The sequence below is a fragment of the uncultured Brachyspira sp. genome, assembly GCF_910578695.1.
Taxonomy (GTDB): Bacteria; Spirochaetota; Brachyspiria; order Brachyspirales; family Brachyspiraceae; genus Brachyspira.
Genome location: NZ_CAJTQJ010000020.1, coordinates 24,240 through 39,138, shown reverse-complemented (window position 1 = coordinate 39,138; position 14,899 = coordinate 24,240). Strand labels below are relative to the sequence as shown.

General features: G+C 27.5%; 15 protein-coding genes and 1 riboswitch. Of the genes, 5 read left to right on the top strand and 10 right to left on the bottom strand.

What is annotated here, in order from left to right; genetic code table 11:
- Positions 1 to 674 precede the first annotated feature (674 nt).
- The gene (locus tag QZ288_RS07060; RefSeq protein WP_295156943.1) at positions 675 to 1,532 is read left to right on the top strand and encodes a flagellin; all 858 of its coding nucleotides are present in this window, start codon (positions 675 to 677) and stop codon (positions 1,530 to 1,532) included.
- A gap of 96 nt (positions 1,533 to 1,628) precedes the next feature.
- On the opposite strand, the gene QZ288_RS07055 is transcribed toward QZ288_RS07060, so the two are convergent.
- Positions 1,629 to 2,441 carry a hypothetical protein gene (locus tag QZ288_RS07055; protein WP_295156940.1) on the bottom strand — a complete coding sequence of 271 codons (813 nt, stop codon included), beginning with the start codon at positions 2,439 to 2,441 and terminating at the stop codon, positions 1,629 to 1,631.
- A 278-nt stretch (positions 2,442 to 2,719) separates the two neighbouring features.
- On the opposite strand from QZ288_RS07055, the gene QZ288_RS07050 reads away from it, so the two are divergent.
- The 4 genes from QZ288_RS07050 to QZ288_RS07035 all read left to right on the top strand — a co-directional run bounded on the left by QZ288_RS07050 (position 2,720) and on the right by QZ288_RS07035 (position 5,450).
- Positions 2,720 to 3,190: a hypothetical protein gene (locus tag QZ288_RS07050; protein ID WP_295156937.1), complete on the top strand. Its 471-nt coding sequence runs from the start codon at positions 2,720 to 2,722 to the stop codon at positions 3,188 to 3,190.
- A gap of 79 nt (positions 3,191 to 3,269) precedes the next feature.
- Positions 3,270 to 4,643, top strand: coding sequence for a phage terminase large subunit (locus QZ288_RS07045; RefSeq protein WP_295156934.1), 1,374 nt, complete (start codon positions 3,270 to 3,272; stop codon positions 4,641 to 4,643).
- Between the two features lie 295 nt (positions 4,644 to 4,938).
- Positions 4,939 to 5,097, top strand: a complete 159-nt coding sequence (locus tag QZ288_RS07040) for a hypothetical protein (RefSeq protein ID WP_295156931.1) — start codon at positions 4,939 to 4,941, stop codon at positions 5,095 to 5,097.
- 5 nt (positions 5,098 to 5,102) lie between these two features.
- Positions 5,103 to 5,450 carry a hypothetical protein gene (locus QZ288_RS07035; protein WP_295156929.1) on the top strand — a complete coding sequence of 116 codons (348 nt, stop codon included), beginning with the start codon at positions 5,103 to 5,105 and terminating at the stop codon, positions 5,448 to 5,450.
- Positions 5,451 to 5,608: 158 nt separating this feature from the next.
- On the opposite strand, the gene ribE is transcribed toward QZ288_RS07035, so the two are convergent.
- The 9 genes from ribE to QZ288_RS06990 all read right to left on the bottom strand — a co-directional run bounded on the left by ribE (position 5,609) and on the right by QZ288_RS06990 (position 14,813).
- Positions 5,609 to 6,079, bottom strand: coding sequence for a 6,7-dimethyl-8-ribityllumazine synthase (gene ribE / locus QZ288_RS07030; RefSeq protein WP_295156927.1), 471 nt, complete (start codon positions 6,077 to 6,079; stop codon positions 5,609 to 5,611).
- A 302-nt stretch (positions 6,080 to 6,381) separates the two neighbouring features.
- Positions 6,382 to 7,581 carry a bifunctional 3,4-dihydroxy-2-butanone-4-phosphate synthase/GTP cyclohydrolase II gene (locus tag QZ288_RS07025; protein ID WP_295156925.1) on the bottom strand — a complete coding sequence of 400 codons (1,200 nt, stop codon included), beginning with the start codon at positions 7,579 to 7,581 and terminating at the stop codon, positions 6,382 to 6,384.
- Between the two features lie 84 nt (positions 7,582 to 7,665).
- Positions 7,666 to 8,316, bottom strand: coding sequence for a riboflavin synthase (locus tag QZ288_RS07020; protein WP_295156923.1), 651 nt, complete (start codon positions 8,314 to 8,316; stop codon positions 7,666 to 7,668).
- Between the two features lie 75 nt (positions 8,317 to 8,391).
- Positions 8,392 to 9,504 carry a bifunctional diaminohydroxyphosphoribosylaminopyrimidine deaminase/5-amino-6-(5-phosphoribosylamino)uracil reductase RibD gene (gene ribD, locus QZ288_RS07015; RefSeq protein ID WP_295156920.1) on the bottom strand — a complete coding sequence of 371 codons (1,113 nt, stop codon included), beginning with the start codon at positions 9,502 to 9,504 and terminating at the stop codon, positions 8,392 to 8,394.
- A gap of 141 nt (positions 9,505 to 9,645) precedes the next feature.
- Positions 9,646 to 9,783, bottom strand: a riboswitch (FMN riboswitch).
- Positions 9,784 to 9,835: 52 nt separating this feature from the next.
- Entirely contained in the window at positions 9,836 to 10,261 is a 426-nt protein-coding gene (vsr, locus tag QZ288_RS07010; protein ID WP_295156917.1) for a DNA mismatch endonuclease Vsr, read from the bottom strand.
- A gap of 22 nt (positions 10,262 to 10,283) precedes the next feature.
- Entirely contained in the window at positions 10,284 to 11,432 is a 1,149-nt protein-coding gene (locus QZ288_RS07005) for a restriction endonuclease (RefSeq protein WP_295156914.1), read from the bottom strand.
- The gene (locus QZ288_RS07000; RefSeq protein ID WP_295156912.1) at positions 11,416 to 12,387 is read right to left on the bottom strand and encodes a DNA cytosine methyltransferase; all 972 of its coding nucleotides are present in this window, start codon (positions 12,385 to 12,387) and stop codon (positions 11,416 to 11,418) included. The genes QZ288_RS07005 and QZ288_RS07000 overlap by 17 nt, the downstream gene beginning before the upstream one ends.
- Positions 12,388 to 12,507: 120 nt before the next feature.
- On the bottom strand, positions 12,508 to 12,972 hold the full coding sequence (locus QZ288_RS06995) for a phosphatase (RefSeq protein WP_295156909.1): 465 nt from the start codon (positions 12,970 to 12,972) through the stop codon (positions 12,508 to 12,510).
- Positions 12,973 to 13,637: 665 nt separating this feature from the next.
- Positions 13,638 to 14,813: an acetyl-CoA C-acetyltransferase gene (locus QZ288_RS06990; RefSeq protein WP_295156906.1), complete on the bottom strand. Its 1,176-nt coding sequence runs from the start codon at positions 14,811 to 14,813 to the stop codon at positions 13,638 to 13,640.
- Positions 14,814 to 14,899 lie beyond the last annotated feature (86 nt).

Below are 14,899 nucleotides of genomic sequence, written 5' to 3'. Positions count from 1 at the left end.
TGATAAAATAATCATTTAAAACATTAAAGTATTTCTTAATCATAAGTATATTTTATAGTAAAAGCATAAAAAGTAAAGACAAATTTTTTTATTATTGCTAACCATAGACTTTTTATTATTACATACTTTGGTGAATTATCTTGGTAGCTTGGCTAACTATTTTGCGATAGTTCTTTATCTTCAAAGTATTCTATTAATTAAAATTATTTTTCTTTACTTATGCAAATATGCCAAAGACTTGCGTTTTATACTTAAATTTTAATAAATTTTAGTTATCTAGTACAGTCCAAATAATTTTTATATTTTTTAAGCTGAATAACGGTATTTTGATTATATTTTCAGGATACGGTATTTTATATGTATTATTTTTTTATATTTTTTATAAAAAAATTAAAAAAAATGCTAAACCAAATTAAACTTTATGCCGAAAGGGTCGAAAATTATTGTATAGCAAAATGAGAGTTCAAGTATTTGGCGGTCTTAAACTCCCTATTTGCTTAAGTTGATACCATATATTATATAAGGATATAATAATCCTTATATTACAGGATTTAATGGTATTTTGACAGCTTTATATAGTCTTTTAAATTGTCGGAATGCCTTAAATTCTCTTTAATATTTTTTGCCAATTAGGCATGGATGCCTTTTTGAGATAAATATCATGGAGGATGACAATGATCATCAATAACAACATTAGTGCTATAAATGCACAGCGTACTTTAAAATTTAGGAATGTGGATCTTTCTAAAGACATGGCTGCTCTTTCTTCTGGAATGAGAATTAACAGAGCAGGAGATGATGCTTCAGGACTTGCTGTATCTGAAAAAATGAGAACTCAAATTCGCGGTTTGCGTCAGGCAGAAAGAAATGCTCAGGACGGCATATCTTTCATTCAAACTACTGAAGGATATCTTCAAGAGAGCCAAGATATCTTACAGAGAATTCGTGAATTAGCTGTACAGTCTGCTAACGGTATATATACTGATTCTGACAGAATGCTTATTCAAGTTGAAGTTTCTCAATTAGTTGATGAAGTTAATCGTATTGCAAGCCACGCTCAATTCAATACTCTTAATATGTTAACTGGAAGATTCGCTAACCCTAATGAGGGCGGAACTCCTGTTGCTTCTATGTGGTTTCATATTGGTGCAAACATGGATGAAAGAAGAAGAGTTTATGTAGGAACTATGACTGCTGCTGCTTTAGGCTTACAAACTCCTGAAGGCAATGGAATATCTATTTCTTCTATAGACAAAGCTAATAGTGCTATAGGTATCGTTGATGAAGCTTTAACTAAAGTTTCTAAACAAAGATCTAATCTTGGTGCTTATCAGAACAGATTAGAACTTACTGCTCAAGGACTAATGATAGCTTATGAAAATACTGCAGCTTCTGAAAGCAGAATAAGAGATACTGATATGGCTGAGACTTCTGTTAAATTTGCTAAAGATCAAATTTTAAGTCAGGCTAATTTGGCTATGCTTGCTCAGGCTAATACTATGACTCAAGGTGCTTTGCGTTTAGTTCAATAAATTCAGCAGATTTATAGCAAACTAATTAAAAATAGCTGGTCTCATTTCTTAATGGGTCCGGCTATTTTTTATATAAAAAAACTATCTGTTTTATTGTTATTCTAAAGCTCTGAAAGAAACACCTAATGTAATTCCAAAATCTAAATTAGAATAATCATATTTATAATATATATCACTTTCAAAAATTCCTATAGTTGGCGGTATAGTTTCTTGAGGTGTATATTTATTTAATACTGAAACATCATACTGCATACCGAAGTTATAATTTAAATATACTCCAAGTACAAAATTCATTTCAGCATTATCAATTCTATAAGGCTTAAATGCATATTCGGCAGTTATCTTTATATACGGTGCAATAGGAATAATAAACAAATTTTTTATATCATAATGGTTTAATTTATTTTTTGAAGGAATAACTAGTGCATTATTATCATATTCAAAGTTATTTGATATACCGAAACCAGATATTGGAAATAATACACCTGCTCCTATGCCTATAGAAAATTTATTAAAAACTATTTTTTCTATAATACCCAAAATAAAACTATGGAGATTAACTCTGTCAGTAAAAATATAAGTATCTCCATTACTTTCACCTTGATATTGTGTATTTATTATATATGGGCTGTATCCTATTTCTAAAAGAGAAGTTAAGCCAGTAACAATATTGTTATTAATATTATTTTTTACACCTATTTGAAAAATAGCTTCAAAATCTAAAAAAATATCTCCTTTTATTGTTTTGAAATCAACAAGGTATGAATATTCATTCTGATCAACTTCTGTTTTAGTGAAAATTTTTGAAGCCCCTATATTCATAAATATGCCGAATTCAGGAGAAATATTCATTGAATATAGTATATGTATATTTAAAAAAATTAAGATATAAAATATTTTTAATTTCATAATATAACTCCCTTGTCCTATTTTTAAATTTCAAATTAATTTATCAAAGGTTCTATATCATCTTATAAAACGATAATAATATAGAGCTATCATTTTGTCAATAAAAAATTATACATAAAAATATAAAAACTATATTTTAATAGTTTACTCTTAAACTCTTTATTATTAAAAAAATTTTAATTCATAAATTGTTTTGTATTTTTATTAATTAAGCTTATATTAGCTTATATTTTTTAATTATTTTATAATGTAAAAATTTGAGGTGTATAAGGCATATAATGAATAAATATAATAATAAAACAAAAAAGCAAATATATGAACTTATAAGAAAAGAAAACCCTGCATTTGAAGAAATAAGCAGGAAATTAAATATAAGCTATGATGATTTAAAAGACTATATTGATAAATCAAGCAAAAAATATAAAAGGATTTTGCATAAAAAAATAAGAAAGGCAAAGAATGAATATTTTTCAGATGCAAAAATAAAAATAGAAAATGCCTTGATAAAAAAAGCATTAGGCTATTACAGTAAAGAGACTATTATAGAAATAAAAACTGATAAAGACGGAAAAGAAGCAAAATCAAAAAAAATAATATATAAATATAATGCCCCAAGCGAGAGGGCTATTATAGTATTTCTTGAATTAATGAAAAATAGAAATATTAAAAAACTAGAGAGAAAAGAATTAAAAAGAAAATTAAAAGAAGATGAAAACAAAATTAATATAAGCGTAGGATTTGATAATTAATATTTTTGATTATTCTTATAATAGCTTATAATTTTTGCTTTTTATATAGATATATTAAAATTAATTCAATAAAAAAATTATGAATATAAAAATCAATATTTTAAAACCTTTTGAAAAATGGCTTAGCATAGAAAAGCGTATAAAAATAGCTTATGGAGGAAGAGGCGGAGGAAAAAGCGAGTCCATCGCAAGAATGTTAATAGCTAAAAGTTTTGAAAATGGCGGAGTAATATTATGTTCAAGAGAGATTCAAAAGTCAATCGCATATTCAACATACCCCCTTTTAATAAGCATTATAAAAGAACTTAAATTAGAAATTTTTTTTGATATAAAAAGAAATGAAATTATCAATAAAAAAACTAACTGCAAATTTATATTTTTAGGTATAAGAGAATGTAAGATAGAAGAAATTAAATCAATTTATAATGTAAGAATATGCTTTATAGAAGAAGCCCATACTCTCACTCAAAGAAGCTATGAAATATTAGAGCCTTCAATTCGTGCTGATAAAAGCGAAATATGGATTGCATTCAACCCTAGATTTGAAACAGATTTTATTTATCAAACTATAAGCAAATTCAATTTAGAAAATAAATTCTACATTGATAAAAATAATAATAAATATCCTTATAATGAATATGAGGATAATAATACTTTAATAACTTTTATAAACTATGACGGCAATTATTATTTCAGCGATATACTAAACAAATCAAGACTTTCCACTTTGAAGCTTATGCCGAAAATGTATGAGCATATTTGGCTTGGAAAAATAAAAAATAAACAGGGAAAAATTTTTTTATATTCAAAATTAAAATTCTATGATGATGCTTTAAAAGAAAATTCAGATAAAATAATGTCATACGAGCATAAAGCTGTAATAGATCCTGCATTCGGAGAGTATAACTGCTTTACTTCTGTTATAATTTATACTCAGATAGAGGAAGATATTTATTTAATAGATTCAGGACTTATAAGAAATGATTCTAATTCAACTACCGATGAAAGCATAATAAATTTCCTTGCAAATAAAAATATAAAAAAAGTATTATGCGAAAGCAATTTTGCTCAGAAAGAATTAGTAAAAAGATTAGAAAAGCATTTTGAAGTAAACTCTTTCTATGTTCATAAAAATAAAGCTGAAAGAATAGTAAATGCAAGTTATTTGATATATGATAAAGTTTATTTTCCAAAAAGCTGGCAGAAAGTACCTGAAGGCTCTGACACTGATGAATGGCTTAAAACAAGAAACGGACGCGGATATACAGCTCTTAGGCAATTATTAAACTTTGATGATTCGCTTGCAAAAAGCAATATCAAAGGAGATGTATTTAGCTATTTAGATTTTCCCGATGCTTTATCAAGCTTAATATTTTTTGGCATAGAAGAGATAGTAAATAATGAAGAAAATTATGATAATATGAATTTGCTTAATGCTATTTTTGGAGATTAAAAAAAATTATATTAAAATAGAAGCTATTAAATTAATATTATTTTTTATAGTGCATAGTTTTTAATTAGGATTAATTGTATTAATTTTTAATATTATATTTGACTTTTACTGTATTATTTTTTATACTATTGTATGTTAAACTAGAGGCATTAAAATGGATAATAATACAAAAAATAGTAATGAGGATAAAGCAAAATATTACTAATATAAAATATGTGTATATAAAATTAAATATAGAGCTATAATATTAATATTTTTAATGTTTTTTGTATTTTTGGGTTTTACTTTTTGGCTTATGGTACAATCTGGAGAAAAAGAAATCGTAAAAATAATATCTGATACTATATCTAATATTTTTAAGAATAATGCTTTTAAAGTATCATTCTTAATTAATATATTATTATCATTATCTATATTTATAGATATAGGCAGTTTATTTAAAAATAGGGATTGAAAATTATGATAGAAATTCTTATATATATAACTATGTTATTATTACTATTTACTATGTTTTCTATAGCTTGGAAAAATTTGTTAAAATCTTTATGCAGAAGATATCTAGTTATACAAAAAATTAATTTTATTAATAATAATCAAAAAGAGTATATAAAATATATAAATCTTCTTATAGAATACTCATATTCTTTTTCTATATATGAGCATATAATAAGTGTATTTGCTGCTGAAAAAATGGGGCTATTCAAAAATATAGATAAATATGACATTAAGCTCAATTATTTTTTCTATATTAGTTATATTAATTTTAATACCTATACTCATTTTTTCAATGTGTTCAATGGTATTTAAAAATTCACTAAAATTATTCAATATAATTAAAAATATAAAATTATATAGTAAATTACATATAATCAATAATATGCATCACTAACAAAAAAACAAGGTACTTTTATTATAAAAAATACCTTGTTTCTTTATATAATCAATTTTATTTTTATATTTATCTTTTACTTTTCTATCTCTCTTATAAGATTTACCATCTCAATAGCAGCCATAGCCGAATCAAAGCCTTTGTTCCCTGCTTTAGTTCCAGCCCTTTCAATAGCCTGTTCAATATTTTCAGTTGTAAGCACTCCGAACATTACAGGTATATCAGAATTAAGCGAAACATTAGCAATACCTTTAGATACTTCTGCACATACATAATCATAATGAGTAGTAGAACCCCTTATGACAGCCCCCAAACATATAACAGCATCATACTTTTTTGACTTAGCCATTTTAGAAGCTATTAAAGGTATTTCAAAAGCACCAGGCACCCAAGCTACACTGATATTATCGTCTTTTATATTATGACGATTCAAAGCATCCAAAGCACCGCCCAAAAGCTTAGAGACAATAAATTCATTGAATCTTGCACATACTATACCGATTTTAATTTCTTTCTCGCCGACGAGTTTTCCTTCAAAAGTTTTCATTTATAAGCTCCTTAAATTTAACTTTATTAATGCTTATCTTTTTTGCTGACATAAAAAAGCAAAAAGGCTGCATTTTTTATATTTTATTTTTTTAAATATTTATAATTATAACTTTTCTATTTCTTATCCACTAATAAAAAAACTTGTTCGTCAGTAATCCCTGCCATTCTGTAAATAGCAGAAACTCACAAGTTTTTTATTATTATTGCTAGCGATAAACTCACTCTAAACTAGCTTATAACTTCCTTCGTCAGTTATAAGCTGTTCGTTTATCTTTATTATTGCTAGCTATAAACTTTTTTTTAATCTAAAATATGTCCCATTCTGTCTTTTTTTGTTTTTAAATAAAAGGAGTCATATTCTGATGCCTCTATCTGTATAGGTATTCTGTCTTTTATCTCTAGCCCGTAATTGTTCAAATATTTTATTTTGTCAGGATTATTAGTCATAATTTTTATGCTCCTAACACCCAATTTTTTAAGCATTTGATAAGCCTCATAATATTCACGCATATCATCTTTAAATCCCAAAGCTATATTTGCATCAACTGTATCAAGCCCGCTGTCCTGAAGTTCATAAGCTCTCAATTTATTTACAAGCCCTATTCCTCTTCCTTCCTGACGCATATAAACCATTATGCCCCTTCCCTCTTCAGCTATTTTTTTCATAGCATAATCATACTGCTCACCGCAATCGCATCTTTTAGAGCCTAAAGCATCGCCTGTTAAACATTCGGAATGAACTCTGCATAATATATCTTCGCCATTTGAAATATCTCCCATAGTAAGTACAATATGATGCTGCTTAGTTATTTTATTTACAAAAGTAAGTATTTCAAACTCTCCGTATTTAGTAGGCATTTTAGCCTTAGCATAAAGCTCCATTAAGTCTTCATTCTTTTTTCTATAGTCTATCAAATCAGATACAGTTATCATTTTAAGATTATGTTTTTTAGCAAAATCAATCAAATCATCTCTTCTCATCATATCGCCGTCATCTCTCATAATCTCACAGCATAAACCGCATTCTTTAAGTCCTGCAAGCCTCATCAAATCTACAGTAGCTTCAGTATGCCCCATTCTCACAATTACGCCGCCGTCTTTTGCAAGAAGAGGAAACATATGACCTGGGCGTCTGAAATCTTCAGGCTTTGAATTATCATCAACGACTTTCAAAGCAGTAATAGATCTTTCTACTGCAGATATACCTGTTGTAGTTTCAATATGATCAATAGATACTGTAAAAGCTGTTTCATGATTATCAGTATTTTTTGTAACCATTTGATTTAAATTTAATTTATTTGTAATATCTTTACTCATAGGCATACATATTAAACCTTTAGCATAAGAAGCCATAAAGTTAATATTTTCTGCAGTGGCAAATTCTGCCGCACAGATTAAATCGCCTTCATTTTCTCTATCTTCATCATCAGAAACAACGATTATTCTGCCTTTTCTTAAATCCTCTAAAGCCTCATCAATAGTGCTGTAAATATTTTCCATTTTTAATGCTCCATTTTTATTTTTTTATTCAGCTTTTTCCTAATATTTTTTAGCTGTAAAAAGCTGTAAAAAGTGCATAAATTATTAAAACCCATTTTTAAGTAAAAATTCCATTGTTATATTAGATTTTTTACTATCATTATTATTTTCATTATCTTCTTTAAATGTTAAAAGCCTTTCAACATATTTGCCTATAACATCATTCTCTATATTAACCTTATCACCTTCTTTTTTATAATAAAGTACAGTTTCTTTCAATGTATGAGGAATAACTGCTATAGAAAAAGTATTATCTGTCAAACTTGCCACTGTCAAACTTATGCCATCAACAGCAACCGAACCTTTTTCTACTATATACTTCATCAAAATTCTAGGCACTTCAATAGTAAGTATAATGGCATTATCATCTTTTTTCATAGACTTAATGATCCCCACTCCGTCAATATGCCCGCTTACTATATGCCCGCCGAATCTTCCGCTTAAAGTCATAGCCCGCTCAAGATTAACTTTACTGCCATTTTTTAAACTTCCTAAATTAGTACGGTTCAAAGTTTCCTGAGTAACATCGGCATTAAATATTTTATTATCAAAACTAGATACTGTTAAGCAAGTACCATTAACAGCAACGCTATCGCCCAAATGCAAATCATCAAATATTTTATCTGCCTCTACTATGATAACTTTACTCTGTACCGATTTAACAGTGCCTATTTCTTCAACTATACCAGTAAACATTATTAATATTTTTTCCTTATATATTTTTATTTTAATCAGCTAATTTATGCTTATTTTAATATTTATAAAAAATAACTATTTATAATCTATATAATACTCCAAAAATAAATCTTCATCTATCTTTGTTATGCTGCCGTCTGAAAGTTTTAAAGCATTTTCAGGCTCTTTTATTCCTTCGCCTCCTATGGGGCTTTTAGCCTTAAAACCTCCGAATATTTTAGGTGCTATATAAATTAAAGCCTTATTTACTAATCTCTCTTTCAAAAGACTAGCATGCAAACTAGCACCGCCTTCAACATATATGCTGTCAATATTTTTTTCCTCTCCTAATATTCTCATCAAATCTTTTAAACTTACTTTTCCATTATCATTTTTTGTTTTTATTATTTCTATACCCAAACTTTCAAGTTCTTTTATTTTTTTATCATCATCACTAATTGTAGCTATAAGAGTTTTTATTTTTTTGGCAGTTTTACAAATATTAGAATTCAAATCTATTTTTAAAGAGCTGTCTAAAATTATTCTTATAGGATTTCTAGTATTTTCTAATCTGCAGTCAAGCATAGGATTATCTTTTATTACAGTATTTATTCCAACCATTATAGCAGAATATTTATTTCTAAACTTATGAGAATGCTCTCTTGTTTTTTCTGAAGTTATCCACTTAGATTTTCCGCTTACTGCAGCTATTTTACCGTCCATAGTCATAGCATATTTCATCACAACAAAAGGTCTTTTATTAGCTATATAATAGAAGAAAACTTCATTTAATTTTCTGCATTCTTCTTCAAGCACATTCACTATAACTTCAATGCCTGCTTCTTTTAGTTTTTTTATTCCGCCGCCTGAAACTTTAGGATTAGAATCTAAACAGCCTATAATAACTCTCTTTATCTTTTTTTTTATAATAGCATCAGCACAAGGAGGAGTTTTTCCATAATGAGAACAAGGCTCTAAAGTTACATACATATCTGCATTTTCAGTATTTTCGCCTTTTTTCTCAGCATCAAGAAAAGCATTTATTTCAGCATGATTTTCTCCGTATTTTTGATGAAAGCCTATGCCTATAACTTTATCATCTTTAACTATAACAGCTCCAACCAAAGGATTGGGACTTGTAAAACCTTCTCCTTTTTCAGCTTCTTCTATTGCAATTTTCATATACTTTTTATAAATATCTTCCTGCATAATGCTAATACTTTTTAAAAATAATTTTTAATATAATCTTTGGTTTTTTATATAGGCGGATTTTATAGATTGTAAACAAAAAAACTCTAAATGTTAAAAATAACAATTAGAGCCATTCTTTTATGCAGTAGTTTACATTAGTTTTATCTTCTACCATCCAGACTTTAACTGTCGGTTTTGGAATTGCACCAAATCTGCCGTTTTTGAAAAAATCAATTATCAAAAAGGCTCGCGGACTTTACCGCCGGTATGGAATTTCACCTAGCCCCGAAGATTTATATATTAATATTATAATACAAATATTTTCTATTGTCAAGTAATATAATAATTATTATTCTTTAATGCTGATTTTTATTTCTTTACATAACTTCTGCAGTCTTTCTTCCGCAGTTTTCTTCTTTAATTCGCATTCCCAAACTATTATAACTTTCCATCCCATAGCCTCAAGTTTAATTATATTATTTTTATCTCTTTCTATGTTGCGTTTAATTTTGGGCACCCAATAACTCTGATTAGAAAGAGGCATTCTTCCTCTTGAGCAGTTATGCATATGCCAAAAACATCCGTTGACAAAAATCACTGTATGATATTTTGGAAGTACAATATCTGGTTTGCCGGGATATCTTTTATCATTTTTTATATATCTAAATCCATGTTTAAAAAGATATTTTCTAACCATATTTTCAGGTTTTGTATTTTCACTTTTTATTCTTGCCATATTTCGGCTTCGTTCTTCAGGAGTTTTTGTATCTGACATTATTAGTAACTCCAATATAAAATTAATTTTCGTTTGTTTTTACTTCTTCTATAAATCTTTCATAACTTCCCCAGCCTTGTATATCTATAGAATACTCTCCATATTTTTCTTTAGTTATTATGACAGAATCTATACCTAAAATTTCTAATCTTTCAATAGTAGCAAGCTCGAATTCTTTTAATTTGAGAATATTTCTCAAAAGCCAATTACTTAATGCTTTGTTAGGGTTTGTCATTAATGCTTTATTATTATCCTGACATACTTTAGCATTTAATATTTCACCTATAGGAGTTTTTAGAATAAATGGAGTATCCCTTCCTGGAAAAAAATTAGGAAAATTATTTCTTATAAATGAAGGTATTGTAATATATACTTCATCAGAATCTCTTTTTCTTCCGCCTGCATTCCATTGATTCAAAGCAGATTTTTCCTGAACTATTTTCTTTCCTTCTTTTATTGTATACAATGGAAGAATAACATATTCACATTTAGGTTTAAATTGATATGTAATTTCATCAATTGACAATAAAAGTTCTGCAGGACTTTCAAATATAACTGCATCTGCACATGAACTTTCTTTAGGAATATCAAATTTTCTAAATAAAGTACTTTTTGAGAAATTAAACTTATATAAATGATTACCGTCTGTAAAATTTAAAGACTTTTCTTCTTTATTTCCTTTCTGCCTTTCTATTCTTAAATTTGAAATATCAATTTCATTATAATCAGTTTCAAAAAATAGGAGTGATTTTTTTCTTCTCACTATAATATGATATAAAGATTCTGATATTCCATAAAGATTCTTGGCAAGACTAATTCTATCATTCCTTAAATGAGCGAGAAATTCTATTATATCTCTTTCATCTTTTTTATCTTTTATCTGTTTTGAATCTTTGTTAAACTCCGCTATTTTTTCAAAACTATAATCTTTATTTTCACCAATAAAAGTTTTTAATCCTATTCCAAGATTTCCTAATTTAGCATCAAATGCAATATCTGATCTGCTTAAATTTTTAGCTCCAAAACAATAGCAAAATAAGTTTTCCATAGCTCTATAATATATATACGGAGTATCGCTGTCGCTATATAACCTAGAAAGTTTTGCAACTATTTTCATTAATTTAACATAATTTTTATTTTCTTTTTTATCTAATTCAAAAAAATTCAGCATTTGTTTTCTCAGACATATTAATATTATTTATAACTTTAAGAATATTATCTGCTATCTTTTTTACCAAAGGATAAACAATAGAATTACCAGCTTGTTTATATAATTTAGAATTTGATTGATTTGGAAGTTTAAAATTTTTAGGATATCCTTGAAAATTAAAACATTCTCTTGGTGTCAATTTTCTTATACCATAATCATCACGTATTATAGGAACATTATGCCCGCCCTGTCCCATATTGGCAGTTAAAGTAGGGCAAAGATTTGATTTGTTTTCTCTTATATAATGTCTTCTCCATTGATATACAGTATTTTTATTTTTTATATTTTCATTAAAAATTTCATAATATTTAGTACTATTATAATAATATATATCATCTTGTTTTTCACTTTCTATAAAATCATGAATAGTTTTAGTTAACTTTATAGGATCAGGAAATTTAAAATCTAAATAGCTGAATACTTTTTCTTTATTGAAAGCTACTATAAATATTCTCTCTCTATTTTGAGGAATATTTGAATATTCTGCAGAATTTAATACTTTATATAAAACATAATAATTTAAATCTTTTAATATATCAACTATTGTTTTTAGAGTATTCCCATTATCATGATTTTCAAGATTTTTTACATTTTCAAGAAATACAGCTTTAGGTTTATGGTATTTTATTATTCTTACTATATCAAAAAATAAAGCTCCTCTTGCATCTTCAAATCCTTTCCTATAACCTGCCACAGAAAAAGGCTGACATGGAAATCCCGCACAAATTATATCATGTTCAGGGATATTTTTTTCATCTATTTTTGTAATATCGCCTTCAAGTATAGTATCAGGAAAGTTTAATTTATATGTTTCAATAGCGTTAATATCTATTTCGCTTGCAAAAACGCATTTTTCAGAGTTAAAAGCTAAATGAAAGCCCCCTACTCCTGCAAATAAGTCTATAAATCTGCACATTATATGGTTTCCTAATATTTTAATAAAATTAATTTAAATATTATAATTTTAACTATTCATATTATATAATCATAATATATATTTGTCAAAAATTATTTTAAGCTTTTAAAAACAGCTATGTTAGAAATTCATAATTTCATACCAATAATTATCAAAATATCTATACATTCCCATTCCCGGAGAATAGTAAGTATATATTTTATGGAAATCTATCAAAGCATCTTTAAATGAAGCATTATCAATATATCCTTTTCTTGCCATATAAAGAAGTGCTATAGACGGAGATCTTGACATACCGAAATTACAATGCACCAATACTCCCATATCATTTATATATTCATCTATAAACTCCATAGATCTTTTAATCATAGGAAAAGCATATTCAAAAGAAAGACTGCTTATATCAAGTAAGTTCAAATACAAATTCTTATTACTTTCATAAACTTTTTTATTTTCTATATTCCCTCCTGTATTTCCTTTCACACCTCTCACAAAACAGCTTTGGCATGCATGAACTATAGCCCCTTTAAACTCTATGCAGTCTTTATCCCCTCCTACATAAAGATTATGATATAATTTCTTCATAATTGTAAAGCTCCGATAAAATATTTTAACTAACTTAACTATAATAACATAATTTAAATAAACTTCTATTTTATTTAATATAAATTATATTATATTTAGAATTTATATACAGGTTTGTTTTTTCTAATTAATTAAAAAAATAAAGTTTTTAAATTTGGCAAGTTGTTGTATGTAAATTAGTAATGGTATGTAAATTATTATATATTAAGTAAAGTTTTAAAATATATAAACTCGCCACTGCTGCCAAGTATTTTTTAATTATTTAAATCATAATAAAGAACAATTTTTTCTCATATTTTCTTTTGTTTTCTAGCTGTCTTCTGCTGGGTGCATATTTTTTTACTCCTAATAATTTTTTATATAAAATACATCTCTGTATTTAACAGCTTTATTAGTAGGAATTACTAAATATGTTCTTTTTGAATTGTTTTTGATTATAAATAAGGTTTAACCTTATTTATTTTTTGTTAAACCTTATTTTTAATTGAATTTTAACCTGATTTATAATAATATAAATAAGGTTTAGGACTATATAAAATAAAGGGTTAAAGCTTAATATTAGGTTTTAACCCTTTATTATAAATACTGCTTTTATTAATGGTTTTTATATTATTACTGCTATTTATTACTACTATGCATTTTATTTTTATTATTATATGATTCAATTACATTTCTACAACTAAAGCAGTACCCATACCGCCGCCTATACAAAGAGTAGCAAGCCCTTTTTTAGAACCGCGTTTTTTCATCTCATATAAAAGTGTAGTAAGTATTCTAGCTCCTGAAGCTCCGATTGGATGCCCTATAGCAATAGCCCCTCCATTAACATTAACTTTATCCATATCAAATTTCAATTCTCTAGCAACTGCAATAGACTGAGCAGCAAAAGCCTCATTACTTTCTATCAAATCTATATCCTCAACTGAAAGATTAGCCATTTTCAAAGCCTTTCTGCTTGCTTCTATAGGTCCTATACCCATTATTCTAGGCTCAACGCCGTGAGTAGCATATCCTGAAACTTTAGCCATATATTTAATGCCAAGCTCATCAGCCTTTTCTTTGGACATTAATACAATAGCCGAAGCAGCATCATTGATTCCAGAAGCATTACCAGCTGTAACTGTACCGTCTTTTTTGAATGCAGGCTTTAATTTGGCTAATGACTCCATAGTAGTACCGAAAGTAGGATGCTCATCTGTATCTATTATCACTTCGCCTTTTCTAGTTTTAACTGTAACAGGTACTATTTCATCTTTAAACCTTCCGCTTTTAACAGCATTTTCAGCTCTGTTCTGACTTCTGCATGCAAACTCATCTTGCTCCTGTCTAGTAATTCCCCATTTTTCAGCAACATTCTCTGCAGTAACCCCCATATGATAACGCTCAAAAGCACATATAAGAGCATCATTAAGTAAAGTGTCCTGCATTTTAGTTTCAGCCATTCTAGCCCCCATTCTCATAGCAGAAGAAGTATATGGCGCCATACTCATATTTTCAGTACCGCCTGCAACCGCTATATCAGCATCGCCTGCTTTAATCATTTGTGCCGCCATTGATACTGCTCTAAGCCCTGAACCGCATAATATATTTATAGTTAATGCAGGCTTATCAACAGGTATTCCTGCATTAATAGATATTTGTCTTGCTACATTAGGAAGAAGTGCCGATTGTATTACACAGCCGAAATAAGTTTCATCAACTTGTTCTGGCTTTATATTTGCTCTTTTTAAAGCTTCTTTTACTGCTGCAGCACCTAATTCAACAGCAGATACATTTGAAAATGAACCTAAAAATTTTCCTACAGGGGTTCTTACAGCACTTGCTATAACTATTTCTCTCATAGTTTATCTCCTTTTTTAATTATAAAATGTTTTTTATGTACTCTGTCATACTATAGTATAGTAAATAAAAATTAGTTTTACAAGTA